Annotated in this window: 15 protein-coding genes; 9 read left to right on the top strand and 6 right to left on the bottom strand. The window is 54.6% G+C overall.

All coding sequences use genetic code 11. The features are described 5' to 3' along the window. The first annotated feature begins 92 nt into the window (after nt 1-92). The 3 genes from AC6T8Q_RS06230 (at nt 93) to AC6T8Q_RS06240 (ending at nt 4,600) form a co-directional block, all read left to right on the top strand. Nucleotides 93-1,319, top strand: a complete 1,227-nt coding sequence (locus tag AC6T8Q_RS06230; RefSeq protein WP_500678243.1) for an AI-2E family transporter — start codon at nt 93-95, stop codon at nt 1,317-1,319. 187 nt (nt 1,320-1,506) lie between these two features. Then, nucleotides 1,507-3,012, top strand: coding sequence for a hypothetical protein (locus tag AC6T8Q_RS06235; protein ID WP_500678244.1), 1,506 nt, complete (start codon nt 1,507-1,509; stop codon nt 3,010-3,012). A gap of 352 nt (nt 3,013-3,364) precedes the next feature. After that, complete coding sequence (locus AC6T8Q_RS06240) at nt 3,365-4,600, top strand: TlpA family protein disulfide reductase (RefSeq protein WP_500678245.1); 1,236 nt, start codon at nt 3,365-3,367, stop codon at nt 4,598-4,600. Nucleotides 4,601-4,609: 9 nt separating this feature from the next. On the opposite strand, the gene AC6T8Q_RS06245 is transcribed toward AC6T8Q_RS06240, so the two are convergent. Beyond that, nucleotides 4,610-5,494: a restriction endonuclease gene (locus AC6T8Q_RS06245; RefSeq protein WP_500678246.1), complete on the bottom strand. Its 885-nt coding sequence runs from the start codon at nt 5,492-5,494 to the stop codon at nt 4,610-4,612. Between the two features lie 116 nt (nt 5,495-5,610). Here AC6T8Q_RS06245 and AC6T8Q_RS06250 point away from each other — a divergent pair, with 116 nt between their 5' ends. After that, complete coding sequence (locus tag AC6T8Q_RS06250) at nt 5,611-6,513, top strand: CPBP family intramembrane glutamic endopeptidase (RefSeq protein ID WP_500678247.1); 903 nt, start codon at nt 5,611-5,613, stop codon at nt 6,511-6,513. A 13-nt stretch (nt 6,514-6,526) separates the two neighbouring features. On the opposite strand, the gene AC6T8Q_RS06255 is transcribed toward AC6T8Q_RS06250, so the two are convergent. Then, complete coding sequence (locus AC6T8Q_RS06255; protein ID WP_500678248.1) at nt 6,527-10,018, bottom strand: AAA family ATPase; 3,492 nt, start codon at nt 10,016-10,018, stop codon at nt 6,527-6,529. Between the two features lie 55 nt (nt 10,019-10,073). Further along, the gene (locus AC6T8Q_RS06260; RefSeq protein ID WP_500678249.1) at nt 10,074-11,309 is read right to left on the bottom strand and encodes a metallophosphoesterase family protein; all 1,236 of its coding nucleotides are present in this window, start codon (nt 11,307-11,309) and stop codon (nt 10,074-10,076) included. Nucleotides 11,310-11,626: 317 nt separating this feature from the next. Here AC6T8Q_RS06260 and AC6T8Q_RS06265 point away from each other — a divergent pair, with 317 nt between their 5' ends. The 5 genes from AC6T8Q_RS06265 to AC6T8Q_RS06285 all read left to right on the top strand — a co-directional run bounded on the left by AC6T8Q_RS06265 (nt 11,627) and on the right by AC6T8Q_RS06285 (nt 18,031). After that, the gene (locus AC6T8Q_RS06265) at nt 11,627-11,917 is read left to right on the top strand and encodes a hypothetical protein (protein ID WP_500678250.1); all 291 of its coding nucleotides are present in this window, start codon (nt 11,627-11,629) and stop codon (nt 11,915-11,917) included. Nucleotides 11,918-12,186: 269 nt separating this feature from the next. Beyond that, nucleotides 12,187-15,882, top strand: a complete 3,696-nt coding sequence (gene ileS / locus AC6T8Q_RS06270) for an isoleucine--tRNA ligase (protein ID WP_500678251.1) — start codon at nt 12,187-12,189, stop codon at nt 15,880-15,882. A gap of 78 nt (nt 15,883-15,960) precedes the next feature. Beyond that, nucleotides 15,961-16,611 (top strand): phosphoribosylglycinamide formyltransferase, encoded by a 651-nt coding sequence (gene purN / locus AC6T8Q_RS06275; protein ID WP_500678252.1) that lies wholly within the window; start codon nt 15,961-15,963, stop codon nt 16,609-16,611. A 32-nt stretch (nt 16,612-16,643) separates the two neighbouring features. After that, nucleotides 16,644-17,303 (top strand): class II aldolase/adducin family protein, encoded by a 660-nt coding sequence (locus AC6T8Q_RS06280; protein WP_500678253.1) that lies wholly within the window; start codon nt 16,644-16,646, stop codon nt 17,301-17,303. Then, entirely contained in the window at nt 17,300-18,031 is a 732-nt protein-coding gene (locus AC6T8Q_RS06285) for a PIG-L family deacetylase (protein ID WP_500678254.1), read from the top strand. The genes AC6T8Q_RS06280 and AC6T8Q_RS06285 overlap by 4 nt, the downstream gene beginning before the upstream one ends. A 61-nt stretch (nt 18,032-18,092) precedes the next feature. Here the strand turns inward: AC6T8Q_RS06285 and mscL are convergent, their stop codons facing one another. The 3 genes from mscL to AC6T8Q_RS06300 are packed head-to-tail and all read right to left on the bottom strand — an operon-like array spanning nt 18,093 to nt 20,539. Continuing rightward, nucleotides 18,093-18,512: a large conductance mechanosensitive channel protein MscL gene (mscL, locus tag AC6T8Q_RS06290; protein ID WP_500678255.1), complete on the bottom strand. Its 420-nt coding sequence runs from the start codon at nt 18,510-18,512 to the stop codon at nt 18,093-18,095. A 51-nt stretch (nt 18,513-18,563) separates the two neighbouring features. Then, nucleotides 18,564-19,646 carry an RluA family pseudouridine synthase gene (locus AC6T8Q_RS06295; RefSeq protein WP_500678256.1) on the bottom strand — a complete coding sequence of 361 codons (1,083 nt, stop codon included), beginning with the start codon at nt 19,644-19,646 and terminating at the stop codon, nt 18,564-18,566. Then, nucleotides 19,643-20,539: a tetratricopeptide repeat protein gene (locus tag AC6T8Q_RS06300; RefSeq protein WP_500678257.1), complete on the bottom strand. Its 897-nt coding sequence runs from the start codon at nt 20,537-20,539 to the stop codon at nt 19,643-19,645. The genes AC6T8Q_RS06295 and AC6T8Q_RS06300 overlap by 4 nt, the downstream gene beginning before the upstream one ends. Between the last annotated feature and the right edge of the window lie 66 nt (nt 20,540-20,605).

Here is a 20,605-nt window from a genome sequence, read left to right on the forward strand (position 1 = left end):
AAGGTGACTTTGCCTTTTAGAATGACTTGGCAAGATGCCGTTGTTGGGGACGAAATCCCCACGGAGAAGAAATTGCCGATAAGGAGCACCACGTGCCACGCGTCGTTTCGTTTATTGTTCTGCTGACCATCGTGCTGCTGATCGGCATGAAGTTCTTCGAGGTGATGGTCCTTTTTATCGTGCCGTTGTTTCTCTCGGCCGTGCTGGTCGTCATTTTCAAACCTGTTCATCTGTGGATTTTGTCGAAAGTGGGGCGTCATCGTCGCATCGCGGCGGCGCTGACGACGCTGGTCATTGTGCTGATTGTGCTGTTGCCCACGCTCGCCATGACAATGCGGGCCATTGCCGAAGGGATGGAGCTTTATTCCACTTACGCCGTCGCGGCGGTCGCCAGCGAAGCTAAGGCCGTCGACGAAGCTGAGAGTGAACAGGCAGCCGTGGGTGGAGATGAAACGGAGCAGCATAAGAAAAATGCCTTGGATACCCTGGTCACGAAAATCGTCAACGAAATCAACGCCAAAATTTTGATCCGGCTGAATTTGCCTGAACTCGATGTCGACGCCACGAACAAGGCGATTCAGGAAAACTTGGTCAGCACGGTAGCGCCGATTGCGGTGGGGGGCTTACAAATTTTGACCAGCATCCTTGTGGGGCTGGCGATCATGGTCATCTCGACCTATTACTTCTTCGCCGATGGACCGTACATGCTGATTGCCCTCATGCGAATGTCGCCGCTGGACGATGCCTACGAGCGAGAACTTCTGGAAAAGTTCAGCGACATTAGCCGTTCGGTCGTCGTGGCAACGCTGGTTTCGGCAATCGTGCAAGGCCTGCTGGCGGGGATTGGCTTCTTTTTTGTCGGACTCGATAAAATTTTCTTCCTGACGGCGATCACCATTTTCTTCGCCATGATTCCGTTTGTCGGGGCGGCAGCGATTTGGGTCCCCGTCTGTCTGGTGCTCTATTTTCACGACGAGCGGCCCATGGCGGCGTTGGTCTTGGCAGGGTATTGCACGGCCGTGGTTTCGATGGTGGATAACGTCCTCAAACCCTACATCTTGCATGGCCAAGCGAATTTGCACCCGCTGCTGGCGCTGTTGAGTGTGATCGGTGGGGTGCAGGTGCTGGGCCCTATTGGAATTCTCGTGGGGCCGATGCTGGTGGCCTTCTTGCAAGCATTGATCAACATGCTCAACAAGGAAATCGAACAAATGAACTTTTCAACTTCCTTGCAGCCTGTGATCGATGCGATCGATCCCCCTTCAACGATCCAGGCCGCCGCAGAGCCAGCTGTGCCCGATCAAACCAAGGTTCCTTGATAAGTGCTATCACTCTCAGTGTGAAGCACTACTAGCCGTGCTGGCTTGTCTAGGAGATTTTTGCACATCGGGTTAGAATGACCCGGTCGAGTGTTCCACTCGAAGGATCGATGGAATCGTCCCACTTTCTTCAACGAGTGGGATAGGAGTTTGTGCGACGCGATTTTCGCGAAGAAGGGATTCAACCATGAGTGCTGCGCTGGTCGCCTCATTTGCTTTTAAGCTGGGCTTGGCTTCGTTGATGGGTATCGTGTGCGGTTGGCAGCCGATGCCCGATGGCAGTCAAAGCTACGAATGCGTCGTCCAGATCGAGCCCGAACTTCTCGAATCGCTCAAACGGGGCGATTCAATTCCTTTGTCCGTGGAAGTCCCCGAGCACGTGCGGCCCATCGGTCGCATTCGTTTGACCGTCGGCCACGGCGATTTGCCACAGCAGACGCTTGCGACAACTTTCAAGCCCTGGCCTGCAGATGATAAACAGTCGCGAGACGGCGTTGTTGAGACGCAATACACGACGAACAATGCCGCGCCCAATAACGCTTACAACAACTACCAGCAGCAGCCTGTGAACGGACAGATTCTGCCGGTTAATCAACCGATCACCGATACGCAAAATGCGTTTGCTCGCTCTTTGCAAAACGGCGGGCAAGCGGTTCGGGACAACATCGATCAGGCCACCCAAGATATTTTGCCACCCGAAACGAGGCAAAGTGTGTCCAACGCCATGGATCGCGCAGGTCAGCAACTGGGCGAGAATTTGCAGAATGCGGGTGACACGGTTCATGAGGACATTCGGCAAATGTTCGGCGCGCAGCCTGCGACAGGGAATAGCTCCCAGATTCTTCCGCCGGGAAGTTCCAACGCTGCACCGGCAAACAACCAGCAAGCCGCGCAAATCATGCCCACTGATACGAGCAACATGAACACGCGTCGGCGACTCGATCAACCAATCAGTGCACCGCCGACCAACGATTGGCAAAGCATGCCACAGACTGTCAATAATTCACCGAGCCAGCCTGTTAATAATCAACGCAGCAATCTGAACGCGGCTCCTGCTACTACGGACCGATATTCGTCCTTAGCAGGATCGAATTCCAACATCGTGCCTCAGAGCAACGCTCCGCAAGATTATCGTCAGCAACCGAGCAACAATTTTGCGACGGCAGACAACCGCAATACTCCCCCCGCCACCGAGCCACTTAGAAATCCTGCGGGGCCTGAATTTCCAGCGTTTACTCCGAATCTCGGCAACGACCAAGCGATCACGCCCACGCCGAACCAACCGCCGTCCTCGGCCAACGTCGCGGAGATTCGCCGTGACATGCTTAATCAGCCGGCCAATGCCGACATCCAAGGAGCCAACGGTTTGCCTATTGGCCAGGAACCAGTTCGCAACCCGGCACCAGCCGCTCAAACGGTCAGCACACCGTCGACACCCACGGCCAACGATTTCAATTGGAACACCAAGCCTCAAGCCCAGCCGCAACCTCAACAATACCAGCAACAAGCACTTGATGCCGCGTTGGCTGGCTCGGCGGGGACGTTCCCACTCTTGCTATCGTGGGTGCTACTGAGTGGTTCGGGGGCGGGCAATCTTTACTTGTTCTGGAGCTATCTCGACGTGCGGAATAAGTACCGCGATCTGGTCGACGATGCCGCCCGGCGAATCAGTGGCCGCCGCGTGCGTGATTAATATGGTTTGAATCACAAATCTTAAGAATGAGACGAATAGTTATTTGAACAACTCAAGGTTGCTCCCCATCACGAAGGCGGGGAATTCTTGTTAAATCATGTTGATGCCTCGCTAAAAATTCTGGCAAAATTCTCGCAAGATTTCCTGCTTTCGAGCGACTTATCTAATACATGCTCTTAAGCAATGCCGCTCGATGGCTAGCGTATAAGAATTGCTTTTTCAGTCGACAATATGGCTGAGAATATCCAATTCCCAATATTTTTGGGGAATCTGTAACCCTGTCGGCTGTCTGGCTGCATCTATTTGAATAGATAGTCCTAACACTACGACTGACACATAGTCGAGGCACTCCATGAACACGATATTAGCGTCATTGTTTTTCTTGGTAACAACCACACAAATTGAGGCTTCCGCTCAGCGCCAGCAGAAGTTGCTTGAGCTTGAAGAAAGCTACAGCGCGGCTGTTTCCGAATATCAGGAAGTTCAACTTCCTGATGATGCTCCGGATTCAGAAAAGATACGACACTATCAAGCGTGGCCTGGCTGGAAATTCTTGCCAGAGTTCGTGGCCTTGGCCAAGGAAGTTCCAGATGACGACGTTGCGTTTGCATGTTGTTATTGGATCATCGCCCGATGCTCGAATGTTGGTAACAGTGAAATAGGCATTTATGAACCGGAGAAATTTGCCTGGAATATGCTTTTACAGCACCATTCCCAGCGTGATGAGATACGCCAGTATTGCCTACGAGCGATGCAGTATCCTTCGCCTGCGCGGGAGCAGTTTTTGCGCAGTATTTTGGAGGATTATCGTCAGCCCGTGGCGGCTCATGGATATGCTTACCTCGCGCTAGCAGAAAGGCTTGCTCGTAACAATGAATTCCATGCCAACGGTGGAATCGACGCTTGGGCTGAACCTCAAGGGGAATTCGAGCAATATCTTCGTTCAACAAAAGCTCCTGAATGGATCGAGTACATGCGGTCTGTAGATCCAAAGCAATGTCGTACTGAAAGTGTGGACTTGATGCGGCATGTCATTTCCCATTATGGCGATATTGAGATCACACAAAGCGAGCCCTATTTTCGCAACGTTAAGACCTTAGGTGACAAAGCGAAAAAAAGTTTACACGCACTCGAAAATTTGATTGTGGGCAAGGAAGCTCCCATGATCGTTGGCACCGACTTGCGAGGAAAGCCGCTGCGATTGAGCGACTACAAGGGTAAGATTGTGTTGCTTTCCTTCTGGTCATCCGGTTGCGGTCCCTGTCTGCAAATGATCCCCGAGGAACAAAAACTTATAGAAACCTTTGGTGGTCAACCGTTTGCACTCTTGGCAGTTAATAACGATCAAGAACTTACGGTCGCACAGGACACAGCCGAGAAAAAAGGAATCGATTGGCCCTGCTGGTATGATGGCCAAGATCAGCCCATTCACAAGGATTACAACGTACTCATGTGGCCGACATTTTATTTGATCGATCCCGAAGGAAAGATCGCAGCCAAGGATGTAGCGCCGACAGAATTAGCTGCCGAAGTTAAAAAATTGATGGAACAGTATGAAAGCAAAGGGGACTCTTCGCCAGCCCAATAATTGGCGGCCTTACTTGAACAACTCAAGGTTGCTCCCCATCACGAAGGCTGGGAATTCTTGCTCGCCGATGAGAAAGCATTGATGGCTGGCGGCATAGGCACGTGCCGGGGCGGCAAAGCGGCTATTCGTGATCACAGCCGCGCGGTCGCAACCGTAGTGGAAGCGGCCCGCAACGGCTTGCTTGACGGTTTCGATGCCCACCGAGCCGATGTAGCCTTGCGATTCCACGGCGATCATCGAAGCACCGTAACGAACAAGCAAATCGATCCCATGGTCTTTGTCGGGCATGGGTTCCGCTTGGGCACCCAAGGCGGCAAACACCTCGGCGACGTAGTCATCCCATTCGGCGTCGCGCATCTCCAGCCAATTTCTTTCGAGAAGTTGCTCTCGCTTGGCAACGTCGGCCAGTCGAAGTTCAACGATCGTGGCTTGAGTCAACGCGATTTTTTGTTGGACCAGTTTGGCTTCTTCAGTCAGTTCTGCCGCTTCGTCTTGGAACTCTTTTTCTTCAAATCGTTTGTCAGCGATAAGTTTGGGCAGGGCACGCGTGGCGGGGAAATTCAACATCACGCTCAGTGCCAGAAAGCATATTATTGCCGCGAGAATGGCGAGCCAGAAAATCGCTCCGCCGGGGAGACCAAGCAGAATCCCCACCACGAAGGTCAACAATATCCCAGCGGCGGGGCCAATCGTCAGCACGCCGGTGGTCCACATGGCGTAATTGGCCTCGGGCTTGCGCAAAGCCAAAATTCCTTTGTAGTAATACGAATGCCAGCGGGCGCGACGCTGGTTTTTCAAAGCCAACTGCGCGCGGCCTTCAACTTCGGCCAGATTGCCGGCGAGTTCCTCGAGTTGATCGTTGAGTTGGTCGATTTGGGATTGGGTGGATGTCATACTGAAATATTAACAAAAGCCATAAATATTAATCAAACTTGGTGCTACCAGTTAGTTCGCGTAACAGGGTAGAATCAGGACTTCATCTGCGTCTCGCCTCTCTTCACAGGTGCGCTATGGAATCGCTGGATCAAGAGTTGGTGTCTGCAATCGACACGTTTTCACCACTGGAAACCGTGATTTCTTCGCCCCCAAGCGAAGCTTCCTACTGCGCATATCCCTCGATCTGGCAAAGTTTTGGTATTTTATTCATCATGATTTTTGTCATGATTGGCTGCGCACCGTTGTTCATGCTCACGGGCCGCTTGAGTAGCGAAGTTGCGATGATGTTGTACTATATCACCGCCATGGGTTTGACGTTGTTTATCGTGCATTCAATTCGTAAACGAAAATCTGGGCAGTCGATCTATAATTTTAGAATTGATTCTTGGAAACTGATTTTTCCTTTAATCGTTGTCTCCGTTGCGCTACTTCTGGGGGTAATCGGACCTATTACGAGTTTGATACCGATGCCCGAGGAGGCGAACGAGAGTATCCAGAAAATGGCATCGCAAACCGGTTTTGCAACGTTTGTTTTTTTCGTAATAGCGGCGCCAGTGCTGGAAGAGTTAATCTTCCGAGGAATAATGCTCGATGGGCTTCTTCAACGTTACCGGCCGCTGACGGCGATTTTTGTTTCAAGCCTGTTGTTCGGTTTGGCCCACCTCAACCCATGGCAATTCGTCACAGGCTTAGTGTTGGGGTGTTTTTTGGGCTGGGTTTACTATCGCACGCGAAGCGTGGGGCCATGTATCGTCGTCCACATGGCTGCCAATTTATGTGGCTATCTAATTCGGCTGGTCTATGATTTCAGCGGTAACACGCAACAAGCCAATTTGACCGATTCCTCAGCATCTATCGAACAGTACTTCGTTTTTTCATCGATATGCTTATTGATGATTCTTGTAGCGGTTGTGTATCTGCGACAGCAATTCGACCGACTCGCCGGGGCAAGTCAAGCTGGAAGCACACTGGCTTAATTCAAAGAGTCGATTAAGCCCGGCGCGGCTCGAGATGGTCGCGGAACAGGCGGTCGTAGCGGGCGTCTTCTTCGTCGATCATCCATTCGTAGGTTGTTTCCGCCACGGGAACCGTGTATTCCGTGACCGTAGCTGTTTCTACGGCTACTGGCGTGCGAATTGTTTCCTGCTCGATGCGCTCGGTGAACGGATAGTCGTAGAAATCGACCGGCTCGGGGGCGATCACTTCCTGCACCACGACGCGGCGGGTTTTGCGAGGCTTCTTAGCCTTCGGTTCTTCAACGACAGGCACTTCGTCAACAACTTCCTCTACAACGGGCTCGATGATTGGCTCGTCGGGGATAAGTTCAATGGTCTCGCCGAAGCGGTTGGGCAAGCGGCGGCAATCGGCGTTCAAAGGTTTAAACATCTGCCACATATGTTCGTGACAAGTGAAGATCATCAACTGATGACCCCCCACGGCGAAGCCGACAAGCACTTCGGCGGCGCGCTGCGTGCGAACTGCGTCGAAGTTCACCAGCACGTCGTCGAGTACCATGGGGAGTTGAATGCCCCGTTTGGCGTAAGTCGAGACAACTGCCAACCTAATACTGAGGAACAATTGCTCGCGTGTGCCGCGGCTCAGTACTTCGACGGGAAGTGATTGGCCGGCGGAATTTTCAACGAGGAGAATATCGTCGGCGATGGGGGTCCAAACTCGCACGTATTCGCCGCCCGTGAGTTGCGACAGATAGCGGCTGGCTTCGCTGAGCGTTTCCGGCTGGCGGTGCTTTTCGTAATGATGCCGTAGGCGTTCGAGCACCCGGCTGACGATGGCATGTTCGCGCCACGCTTGGCGAGCATTGTCGAGTTGCTTTTCCAGGCAACTGAGCTCCAGCTGCCGCTCGGCGAGCGAACGATCTTCGGCAAGCAGTTTTTGCTCGTGCCGACGGGCACCCCGTTGATCGACGAGTGATTTCAGGTCGGTTTGGGCCGCATCGAGTTCGGCGGAGAACTTTTCCCACATCTCGTCGAGCTTGTCGATGTTCTCGGGCGAAAGGAGTGATGCAAAGGTATCTTCGCTGGCGTGCGTGCCGATGGCGGCGACGATCTCGCGCGATACGCTTTCGCGCTGGTTGCGAAGATTGCGGATTTGTTGCTGCTCTTCGATCATCCGGCGGTAACCGACTTCGTCTTCGCAATCGGCGGCATGGAACAACCCTTCACGACGACGGCGGATGCCAGCCACGGTGCGGCGATGCTCGCGTTCCTGGGCCTTAAGTTCTTTGGCTCGTTCAAACAATTCGGTGCGACGTTCGACACCGGCCAGTTGTTTGTGGCGTTCGGCGATTAAGTGCTCCAATTGATCGACCACTGGGGCCAGCGGTAGCTCGTCGGCCTCGGCGGTGGCAGCCGATTTGGCTCCCTCTTTCTTCTTAGGCACAAGCACACAACCAACTTCCTGGGCAATGTCGTGGATCCGTCGTGATAGCGCTGCATGTTCGCGTTGACGGGCGATGATTTCCTCGCGACGCAGGGCGACACGTTCTTCCAAATCACCAAGGGCTGCGAAGCGTTCGGTAACAGCAGCGAAGCGTAGCGGGTCGAGTTTTTCGGAAATGCCGAGACCCACAAGTTTGTTCCGCCAAGCTGTGGAGGCTTTATCGAACTGGGCCTTAGCCTGTTCAAGCCGCGATTGGGCGCTGGAAACTTCGTGACCAGCCCGTTTGCGTTGAGCTTCCACAGGCAAAACGTTCTCGAGTTCCGCAAGATGCTTTTCCGCGGCTTGGAGGCGTAAGACCACCGAACCATCAGTGATCGGCAACTCGGCATCGAGCACTTCTTTTTCACGCTCGGCTTCTTCACGTTGCCGCGAGAGCGATTCCATTTGTCGCTGACAGGCTTCAAGCTTGTCGGCCGCGGCGTCTTCGGTGAAGAATTTGAAGACAAACATAAATGCGGCCGCAGCAAGACCAACTATGGCAACAATGCCGCCGCTATTTCCGATGGGATTGTTTGGCACCCATAACCACAAACCAACCAAGAGCATCCCCAACACGACGATCGCAAAGGTCCAGCCGAACGCCCATAATGGCATCACTTGGTCTTCGAGCAGTTCGTGGCTTTGATGTTCGAGATCGATTTCGTGGCTGCGAGCTTGTTCCAGCCGTTGCTCGACTTGCAAGCGGCGGCGCAGACGGGCGACTAAATCGCTTGCCTCTTCCAGGTCCATCGGCAGGCCGTGGGATTCCCCGCCGACGATGGCTGAGTCGATCCGCACTTTGAGTGAACGCTCGTTCTCTGTGAGGGCGTCGACTTCCTTGTTGGCGGAATCAACCTTTTTCTGAGCCGATTGAATATCTTCGAGCAGCGGTTCGAGGCTTTCAAATTCCGCGGTCGTGAGTTGTTTGAGATGATCGCTCTTCGCAACGCCAAGCGCCGACGCCAGGCGTTCTTGCTCGTTGGTCAGACGTTTGTTGAGTTCTTTAGCTTCGCCATCAAGATCGCCGATCTGGCGGTCGAGCGAAATCAGCCAATCCCGTTGCTCGGCGAGGGCATCGATGCGGGCAGTATTGTGAACCAGCAATTCGTTGATCCCGAGCCGCTCGGTTTCTTCCCGCAATTGTCGACGTTGGCCCTCAATAATATCGGCTTCGCGCTGATGCTCTTCCAATTTACGATTCAGACCATCAAGCCGCGCGGCGGCATCGTCGGGGAGTTGCACCGCAGTGTTGAATTGCTGTAACTGCGAAGTCAGCTTAGCGCGACGGCGCCAATTTTCTTTCAGACCGACAGCGATTTCGATCGTGCGAGCGCGGCGTTCGTGTTCGGCAACCTTGGATTCCTGGGCCAAGATTTCGGCATCGAGTTCGTCGATCCGAATCGCCAGCTGCGACCAACGGCGGTTCTGCTGCGAAAGCTGCGTGATTTCGCCACGCAAGACCTCACGCCGAGTTAGTAGTTGCGCGATGAGCGAATCCTGTTCCCGCCCGGAGAGCAAATCCTTGCGAGTCTTTCGCAGGCCTTGGATCACATCGTAAAGACTAACACGGTCGAGTCCCGAGGTGAGTCGGTACAGCCACTCGGCGGCTTGGGTATCACTTAGTGTGTTGAGCTGTTGAATCTCGCCAAGCCCCAGGGCAAAAACATTCTCATAAGTTTTTTCATCGACACCGGCCAGCGATTCGCGGAGCAGCCGATCCCCCGACGCATGGCCCGCATCGTCGATGATCGTCACAAGGCCCAGGTCGTCGTTTCCCCGGTCGGCGATGCGGTTGATGTGCAGCGCCTGGCCATCTTCCAGCACGCGAAGCGATCCCCCGGGACGACCACCGTTGATTGGTGGCAAGTAGCGGCCGCGACGCTTCGGTGAAACGCCATACAACACGCAGCGCATGAACTGCATGAGCGTGGTTTTGCCCGCTTCGTTGGGCCCGTAGAACGCCGTGAGTTGTGGCGAAAGCCCGCCCAGCTTGAGGTCGTTCCAAACGCCAAAGCCGTCGATGTGTACTTCGGTGATTTTCATTTTGTTGTCCCCGGCGATTCGTCGAATCGCGGCTACTTACTAACAACGCTTGCCACTAACTACTCGCCAGCACTTCTTCGCCATCCATGAGGTCGACCCCCAACTTGGAAGCCGCCCACAGCAATTGGGCCCGCTCTTCGGGTTGGATGACGGCCACTTCGGCAAACTGAGTTTCACGAAATTCCGCGGGAAGGAATTCCTCAAGCGCCAGATCGATCAGCGGGTCGTTTTCGAGCTTGCGGAAATCCCGCAACAGGTCGCCCATGATCGTTTCTTCGTCGACCCATTCCTGCGGCACGTCGAGCGGCGAATCGCATTCGATGCCCACGGTCCAAATACTCGGTTTGAGCTTGGCGTAGCGTTCCCGTAGGACTTCGACCATTTTGTCGCTGATGCCGCCGGTGCGAATGTGATTGAGCACGCTGCCACGACCGGTGATGTGCCACGTAATCAGCAATTCGCTGCCGTGGTGTTTCGTTTGCAATTTGCCGATGCGTTCTTCGATTTGCAGCATCAGGGCATCTTCTTCGGTGCCGGCGGTGATCTCGACCTCTTCGGTGATCCAGCGAACGGCATCAGTTGCCACGAAGTTGGTTTTCACGTGCCCGGCGTCGTCGACGTAAACCACGGTGCAACCGCGCGGGCCAGTTTCGCTTGGGTTCCGCCCCTGAGGCGTACCGCAGTAGTGGGCGATTCCTGGCGATTGATCGACCGTCTGCCGTTGATGCTGTCCTCCGAGAGCCATGTAGTCGACACGATCCCCTTCGGCGCCCGATGACGCCGCCGTACCATACGCCACGCCGACGGTGAACAGGCCCAGGGCATCGCGATGAAAACCGGTGTCGTCGGGGGCAATGCCGGGGGTGCGGCTAATCCCCTGAATCCGCGCGATCGGTTTGCCCTCACGCAGCAGATCGATGTTCTCGACACGACCCACAGGAAAAATATGGACATTCGACGGGAGTTTCGCACAGGCGGGCCAGGTGTCGGGGGCATCTACCTCGCCGCAGGCCCAATAGATTGGTATCCCATGATCGGCGAGCCGCTGGAATTGATCGCGGAGAAACACGACCGCCCGCGGGCCGGCGAGTTCGCAATTCAATAAGTCGCCGGAAAGCAGCAGGGCATCGGCGTTTTCGGCAAGGGCCGTCTCGAACACGTGCCGGGCCGCGTTAAATGGGGCTTCGAGAAACAGTTCGCGCATGGCAGCGGGCACTTCGGCCACGCCCCCAAGCGGGCGTTCCAGGTGAAAATCGCTGGCATGAACGAAGCGGAGCGGGGGATGCGACATCGGTGCCTCCTTGCGGCCGACGGAAAACATGCAATTTGCCGGGCAACGCGATGCGGCGCGGCTGGGGGTCGAGTCTACCCCGAATCGCTGATTTCACCAACTTCAGCTTGTGCGTGGGGTATGCTTCCAGCACGTCGCGTCTGGAGGCAGGCAGAATGCCTACCCCCGCGGCAGAACTTGACAAGGACGCCTGTCGTGCGGCAGAATCCGCCCCTACAATTAAGCGAGGCCAATTAAAGGCCCCGCACGACACGAGTTAGGTCGTTACCGGTGAACATTTTGAGCCGTTTTGAAGTCGTACTTAATAGGTGGAACAGATGGGTTTGGGATTGCTAGCACCAGGATTGACCGACACCAACACGAGCGACGCGAGCGACACCTGGAAGCGGGGTTGGTCGCCCTCGACGCTGGTTGCCGAAGTAGACGATCCGTTCGATGACTTCGACGACGACGATTTCGATGACGACTTCGACGACGACTTTGAAGAAGATTGGGAAGACGATCTGAAAGAGGACGTTGAGTTCCCCGACAACTTTGATGGCGACAACGACACCGACGAAGACGACGAATCGCCGTTTAGCGACGATCCCGACTTCGACGACGAATAGTTTACTTTACAGGAGGTAGCAGAGAGAGCAGAGGATGAATGCATGTCATTCCGAGGGAGCCTAGGCGATTGAGGAATCTGGATTCATGCTGGACAAGTTTCCTATCCTTAAAAGTACTACAGGCCAGATCCCTCTGGTCGTAGCTCTATTCGACTGAAACTGGCCCTCGGTAAGACCTCAACTCTGCTCACTCTGCTACCTCCTGTTTAAATTTCTTGGGTGCGATCCTGCGAGAGTGATTGGGCCCGCTTTAATTTTTCGCAGGTAGCATGTTTCCCACGATTGATAAGAATGAAGGTTTTCCTCAGCGCGAGTTGGCCGTTGGTGCGTTTTGGAAAGAACGCGAAATCTATGCCAAGTCGTTAGCCGCTCGCGATGGTGCTCCAGCGTTTGTGTTCTACGAAGGCCCTCCCACGGCCAATGGCATGCCACATCCGGGGCATTGCCTCACCCGGGCGATCAAGGACCTGTTCCCCCGCTACAAGACGATGCGCGGCTATCGCTGCGAACGCAAAGCGGGGTGGGATACCCACGGCCTGCCCGTGGAAGTGGAAGTCTGCAAAGAGATGGGTATCCACTCGAAGGAGGAGATCGAAGCCTTTGGGATCGAGCCGTTCATTCAGAAATGCCAACAAAGTGTGTGGCGCTACATGCAGGAGTGGCGGCGACTCACCGAGCGGCTCGGCTTTTGGGTCGATCTCGACGCGGCTTACGTCACGTACCACCAAAGCTACATCGAGAGCGTCTGGTGGAGCCTCAAAAACCTGTTTGACCGCGGATTGCTGTATCGCGGGCACAAGATCGTCTGGTGGTGGGCCCAGGGTGGCACGGCACTCTCAGCTGGCGAAGTGGGGCAGGGCTATCGTCAGGTGGCTGATCCGAGCGTGTATGTGAAGTTTCCGCTGTTGGATGATGATGGCAAGGAAACGGATACATCGCTGCTAGTCTGGACGACGACACCTTGGACATTGCCGAGCAATCAATACGTCGCGGTAAGTAAAGATATCTACTATGTGGAAGTTGTTGACCCCGACGATAATCAACGAAAACTAATCGTAGCATTAGACCTTGTTAAAAGTATTCAAGAAAAGAAAAAGACTCAGTTGCAAAGGGTCAGGGGACCTTTTTCTGGAGAATCGCTACATAACCGACGCTACCTACCTCCCTTCACGGATTATCATAGTCGCTTAAAAAATGAATTTAGCAAGCTGTCTTACTCTGAAGATCGTGGCGTAAGTTCTTTGCCTTTACGTGACTTCTGTACAAAGTACTTCGTAAGTAGAGTCACGGTTGGTGATATCAGCCGCGAGGAGTCTCTACAGATTGTCGAAGACCGAATCCGTGATTGGATAAATAAAAATAGTGTCCGGTGGCATGGGTGGTTCATTGTTCCAGCTGATTTTGTAACTACAGATTCTGGAACTGGGCTTGTGCATATTGCACCACCATTCGGCGAGGACGATTTTGGTATTTTGCAACGGGAACGTGATATTCTGGAGTCTAATTCGGTCCCTGGCGTTTTGAATCCTGTTGCTGCTAATGGCAAGTTTACCGACGAAGGTCCCGAATATTGCCGTGGTCGCTGGGTGAAAGATTGCGATAAGGACATCATCCGCGATCTCAAGACTCGCGGGCTGTTGTTTCACCAAGAACAATATCTCCACGATTACCCCTTCTGTTGGCGGGCGGAAGAAGATCCGCTGATTCAATATCCGCGCGAGAGTTGGTTTATTCGGACGACCGAATACAAGGACCAAATGCTCGCCAACAATGCGAAGATCAATTGGCTTCCCGAGCATATTCGTGACGGACGCTTCGGCAAGTTTTTGGAATCGAACGTCGACTGGGCCTTGTCGCGCGAACGCTATTGGGGCACGCCGCTGCCGATTTGGGTGTGCAGTGAAACCGGCAAGATGGAAGCGGTCGGGAGTTATGAGGAGTTGGCCGCTAAGCCGCAAGCGGCTGGGTTTGAGGTGTGGGAGGCGGCGAAAGCGGCGAATCCTGAGCTTCCTGATGATCTGCGGATCCATAAGCCCTACATCGACGCGATCACTTATGACTCGCCCTATGCCGAGGGGGCGCGGATGGAGCGCGTCACCGAGGTGATTGACTGCTGGTACGACAGCGGCGCGATGCCGTTCGCCCAATGGGGTTACAAAGGCGAGCCGTCAGCGCCCGGAGTCGCCGAGCAATTCCATTCTCAATTCCCCGCCGACTTCATCAGCGAAGCGATCGATCAGACACGTGGCTGGTTTTACAGCCAACTGGCGATCAGCACGCTCATGTTTGGAAGAATTCCGCTTAAGATTTCTGAAATCATGGCGGAGCCCAATAAGGAAGAGCTTATTGCAGCATCTGTGAAATCTTATGAGAGTACACTCGGAAAGATTGAATATGCAGAGCTACTGTCCAAAAAAAATCCTAACGCTCCTGCTTCGACATCTTATCCTCATCCGTTCAAAAACTGCATCGTGCTGGGTCTGATGCTTGGCGAAGACGGCCAGAAGATGTCCAAGAGCAAGCGGAACTACCGCGAGCCGAATGAGATCTTCGACAAATATGGTGCCGACGCCTTGCGGTGGTATCTGTTTGCCAATCAACCGCCGTGGACGTCGATCCGCTACAGCGAAGAGGCGATCAAAGATAGTATCCCCGAGTTCCTGTTGCGTTTGTGGAATGTGTACAGCTTCTTCACGATCTACGCGAACATCGACGGATTCAACCCCGCTGGCGAGCTCGCTTCAGCGAGCGGCGGCACCGTGCAACTCACCCCCAACGACTTCGCCCGAGCGGAGTCGTACCGCCCAGTCGCGGAACGCAACGAACTCGATCGCTGGGTCTTAGGCGAACTCCACGCCACCTGCGCGGCAGTCGTCGAGCGGATGGATGCCTACGACAACTACGGAGCCTGTCAGGCCATCACGGCGTTTGTCGATGGTTTGTCGAATTGGTACGTCCGGCGGAGTCGCGACCGCTATTGGGCGAAGGAGACACGCAGCACCGACAAGCTTGATGCGTATTGGACGCTCTACGAATGTTTGATCACGACGAGCAAATTGATCGCGCCGTTCGTGCCGTTTTTGGCCGAGAAGCTGTGGCGGGATTTGGCGGTGGCAATCTTCAACGATTCCGTGCCCGAGAGCGTGCACCTTTGCGATTATCCCCTGGGAGACGCGAAGTTCGACAAAGCCCTATCGGAGCAAATGGATTTGGTACGATTGATCACCTCCCTGGGTCGGCAGGCTCGCAGCGCCGCGGAGCTCAAGGTGCGTCAGCCGCTGGCCAAGGTGGAAGTGATTCTGGCTGACGTGACGCATCGCGAGTGGCTCGAAGAACATGCGGCCGTGATTGCTGAGGAACTCAACGTGAAAGCGGTCGAATTTTCCGACACGCCCGAGAAGTACGTCGACCACGAAGTGCTGCCGAATTTCAAGTTGCTGGGACCGAAGCTCGGTAAACTGCTACCCAAGTTGAAGGGCGTGTTGGCCCAGCAAAGTGGCTCGGGGTTGCTGGCAAACATTCGCGACAACGGCAAAATCGATTTGGAAATAGATGGCCAACAAGTCGCCCTCACGGCCGAGGAAGTCGAGATTCGCATCAAAGCCAAACCGGGTTGGGCCGCGGCGAATGACAAAGGCGTAGTCGTGGTGTTGGCGACGGAGATCACCGAGGAGCTGTTGGCTGAAGGACTAGCAAGAGATTTAGTGCGTGCTATACAGGACCACCGGAAATTGATTGGTCTGGAGTTTACGGACCGAATTGCTGTTGCACTCGAAACCGATAACCCGGAACTGAAAAAGGCAACTGAAGATTGGATCGAATATATTAAAAACGAAGTTCTTTCTGTCCAATTCGGATTTGAACGAGATAAAATTCCTCTAGCCTTTGGTTCCCTTAGTGATGTTGTTCCCGCGGAAATTATTATAAATGGAATTTCTGCTAAGCTTTACGTTCAGCCTATTTGATAATTTATCATTCGATTCTGCTATGAGACTATTTACTCCTTTGGGGCTACGGTTTAGAAGCTTGCAGCAGGTGTCGCTGTGAGCCGCACGCCCGTCGAACCCATCAAGATCGCGGTCCTCATTTCTGGTGGTGGGCGTACGCTCAAAAATTTGTTGGACCTAGCCGCGGAGGAGAAGGGACTGCCCGTCGACGTGCGGCTGGTGATTTCTAGCAGTGCGAAAGCCGCCGGGTTACAATTCGCCACGGATGCGAACATCGAGACGGCGATTTTCGACCGCAAGAAGTTTGCGACTGACGTTGAATACGGCGATGCGATCTTTGCTGCTTGTCGGAACGCGAGTGTCGATTACGTCGTGATGGCCGGTTTTTTGAAATTGGCTCCCGTGCCGGAAGATTTTACGAACCGCGTGGTGAATATTCATCCCTCGTTGATTCCGTCGTTCTGTGGCCCGGGCATGTATGGTCATCATGTTCATCAAGCCGTGCTTGATTGCGGCGTGAAGGTGACTGGCTGTACCGTGCATTTCGTCGATAATGAATACGACAACGGGCCGATCATTTGGCAGCAGCCCGTGCCGGTGTTTGACGACGACACGGCGGAGTCGCTGGCGGCGCGGGTGTTCAGCGTGGAAAAAGAGGCCCTGCCCCATGTACTGAAGTTACTTGCCGGCGGCAAGATTCGTGTGGAGGGTCGACGGGTGATCATTGGCGGGGCGAAACACGGTTAATGGCGCTAAGCCGCGAGCGGCTATTATTCATTATGGACAAAATCGAGTCGATCCAAGCCGAGATTTGTGCCATAGGCCAGCGGATGTGGCAACGCGAACTCGTGGCCGGCAGCGACGGCAACATCAGTGTGCGGCTCAACGATGAGCAGATACTCTGCACGCCGACGATGTGTTCGAAGGGTTTCATGGAGCCGCGAGATATTTGCCTCGTGGATATGAACGGGAAGCAACTCGCGGGCGACAAACGCTGCTCGAGTGAAGTCCGTTTGCATTTGGAAATCTTGAAGGCACGGCCCGATGTGTTGAGCGTTGTGCATTGCCATCCGCCGCATGCGACGGCGTTCGCCATCGCGGGTCGATCTGTGCCGATGGGAACGATGGCCGAGGCCGATGTGTTTTTGGGTGAAGTGCCGATTGTGCCCTACGAAACTCCGGGGACCGTTGAGTTCGCCCGCAAGATTTTGCCGTTCGTGGATAAGTCCAATGCCTGTTTGCTGGCCAATCATGGGGCGGTCACGTTTGGAACGAGCTTGCAGTTGGCTTATAACTTGATGGAAGTACTGGATGCGTACTGCAAAATCTTATTTCTCGCCGGACAGTTAGGTTCGACGCAGCCGATATCCCAAGAATCGCGAGAACAACTAGCACGGATTCGAGAGGACAGCGGCTTTTGGCCGTCGCGAAAAGCATGACCAACAGTGAAGTGGAACAACTCGACGTGATTGCCGTGGGGGCTCACCCCGACGACGTGGAAATCGGATGCGGCGGGACGCTCGCCAAATTGGTGCAGCAAGGCTATCGCGTGGGAATCATCGATCTCACTGATGGTGAACCCACTCCTGGATCATCAGGGCCCGAGGAACGCTTGGCCGAAGCTAAGGTGGCCGCTTCGATACTAGGAGTGCAAGTGCGCTTGACGCTCGATTTGCCCAACCGCAAGCTGTTCGATTCCTATGAAGCGCGGGTGAAGCTGGCGATTGAGTTCCGCCGTTATCGGCCAAGGCTGGTGATCGGACTGGGCGAGAAAACGCCGATGGCCTCTCCCGACCATTGGCAAGCGATGCAAATCACCGATGCGGCCGTGTTCTATTCGCGGCTCACGAAGTGGGATGTCGACTTCACGAATTTGCCGCCCCATTCGATTGCCGCGCAAATGTATTACACGTTGGAATCGCATCGCGCGAATCCGATGGAGGGGGCAGGGCAGATTGTTGTCGATATCAGCGACACGCTCGAAGCGAAGCTCAATGCGGTGCGCTGTTACAAAACTCAGTTTCCGGCGGCAAAGCAGTACATTTATCCACGAATCGAATCAATGGCCGCGAATTACGGCTATATGGCGGGCTTCGCAGCGGGGGAACTGTTGATCAGCCCGCGCACGCTGGGCACCACGGATCTCATGCAGACCATCTTTGAATAATTGAGAACCACAAAGGCACTAAGGACACAAAGATTTCTTAGTGCCGTTTGTGTCTTTGTGGTTAACTCTTCTTCGCAAGTTGATCGCGAATTTCGCGGAGCAAAAGCACGTCTTCGGGGGTTGCTGCCGGGGGTGCCTCCTCCGTTTTCTTCAGTGAATTCATGACTTTGATCATCGCGAAAATGGCGGCAGCTATAATTACAAAATCGAGCACGTTCTGGGCGAACGCACCCCAACCGAGGTAGGCCCCACCAGCTGCCTTAGCGGCTGCGAGGGTCGCCGGTTTGGCACCTTCGCCGAGCCAGATAAACTGGTCGGTAAAATTCACGCCGCCGGTCAACTTAGCAAGGACTGGCATGATCACGTCGCCTACCAGCGAGCTGACAATCTTGCCGAACGCACCGCCAATGATAATGCCCACGGCCATATCGACGACGTTGCCGCGCATGGCGAACTCTTTGAATTCTTTGATCATGCCCATGGTTCAGACTCCTGTTTGGCTAGCGAACGGCAGCGATAGGATGCGAGTAAATTAGGCTTTTTGCGAAGCTTCACGCAAGAGCACAAGCACGCTTTCGAGATCGGCGTGCAGCTCGGCGCGGAATTCCAGGCGTTCGCTGGTGAGCGGATGCGAGATCCGCAAGATATGGGCGTGCAAGGCTTGCCGGTCCAGCACAATTTCCGCGGGCGCGCGGTCGGTAGCCAGTTGCTTCATGCGCGTCATGTTGCGCAGTTCTTCGAGCGTGAGCCTAGCGCGGCCGCCGTAGAGCTTGTCGCACAGCACGGGGCAGCGAATCGATTCAAGATGCAGCCGGATTTGGTGGGTGCGGCCCGTCTTGGGAAAGCAACGTATGCACGCAAAGCCACGAAAACGCTCTTCGACTTCGTAAAAAGTTTGGGCGGCCCGGCTGGTGGAATGGTTAGCCAAGAGCGTCATCTTTTCGCGGTGCGACGGATGATTCGCGATGGGAATATCGATGATGTCGCGGTCACGGTCGGGAGAACCAAGCACGATGGCGAGATATTCCTTTTCGACGGTGCGATTCTGAAATTGCTCGGCGAGATGCATATGGGCAGCGTCAGTTTTGGCCACGACCATTACGCCGCTGGTATCGCGATCGAGCCGATGAACGATTCCGGGGCGAATCGCGCCGCCATATTGGCTCAGCTCACCAAAGTGATGGACCAGCGCGCTGGCCAGTGTGCCCGACCAATGCCCCCGCGCAGGATGAACGACCATCCCCGGCGGTTTATTGACGACCGCGATTGCTTCGTCTTCGTAGAGAATATCGAGCGGGATTGGCTCGGGCTCGGGACCAACCGCTGGGGGCGCAGGCAATGTGAAATCGATCTTTTGCCCGGCTTCAACCCGTAGGGCAGCTTTCTCAGGAATTCCATCGACGAGAGTCTTGCCAGTATCGATGCCGCGCTTAATCCTCATCCGGCTCGTGTGAGGAATTTGCGCTGTGATAAATACGTCGAGACGTTGACCGGCAGCTTCCGCCGGAACAACGAACGAGAATTGTTGTTCCGCTGTGGCGTCGGCGGGACTGACGAGAGGAAAATCCTCGGCGTCATCATCCGCGGGGAGTAGCTCGACTTCGTCCGGTTTCATGGACTTGTCTGTTCGTCGGCGGGCTTGTCGGCAGATGCTTCTTCGACTTTTTCCTCGATCATTTCGGAAACTTCGTCAACAGGAGGCTGCGTGGTCGTGGGGGCTGCTTCTTCCGTTTCTTCGTAGCGATCGACTTCAGCCGCACCGATGTCTCCGCCAATGATTTCTTCCAATGTGCGGGTGTCGCTGGTGGGTGTGCTGTTTGGAGTTGCCGCTGGAACTTCGGCATCGAAGTCAGGTTTCGTTCCTAATGCTGCACCGCCGGTTGAAGGTGTTTCACGTTTGGGAAGTTCAGCCGTGGCGAGCCATTCACACGCAGCATCCACATCAGCTGAATCAAGTTGTTCGGCCCGCGCGGCTGCAATGGTTGCGAGGTCACCTTTGACTTTTCCATAGGCTTCGCGAGCCTCTTTGACTTTGCCTTGCATTTCCAGAACTTGGGCAATGCCATAGCGAGCACGATCTTGCAGTTGAGCGTTGCCAGCTCCCGCAGCCATCTCCGTATAGATAGGAAGGACTTGTTCGAGCCGCTTGTTGGTTGTTGTGCGATCAGTGAGATACGATTGCGAAGCCAACAGAAGCTGGCGATCACTCCAAGCGAGATAGGCCCACTCGGGAACTGGCGTGCCGGCGAATTCTTCATTCTCAGCAAGCAGCTTCATCGAGTTGAGTTCGGGATCGCCGGAATAGCTGGCGAGCGTGAATTCCGTCCAGGCTTCGTTCTCAGTCGCTGAGTTAGCGCTGCCCCAAGATGAAGCTATGTAGCCAAGGACAACCAGCCCGAGGACGACCAACGCTATTTGGGAGGCGTAGGGCTTAGCGCGGTCGATAAAATCTTGCACTTGGACGGCAAGTTGGTTGGTTTCCAGATCGTGGCGGCGTTCGGATTTCATGGCGTCGGCAATCAATCAAAAGTGAGAGGAAGGGCACGGTTCCGGCCGCGCGATAATACCGAAGTG

Origin of the sequence: Bythopirellula sp. (assembly GCF_041737835.1) — a bacterium.
Classification (GTDB): Bacteria; Planctomycetota; Planctomycetia; order Pirellulales; family Lacipirellulaceae; genus Bythopirellula.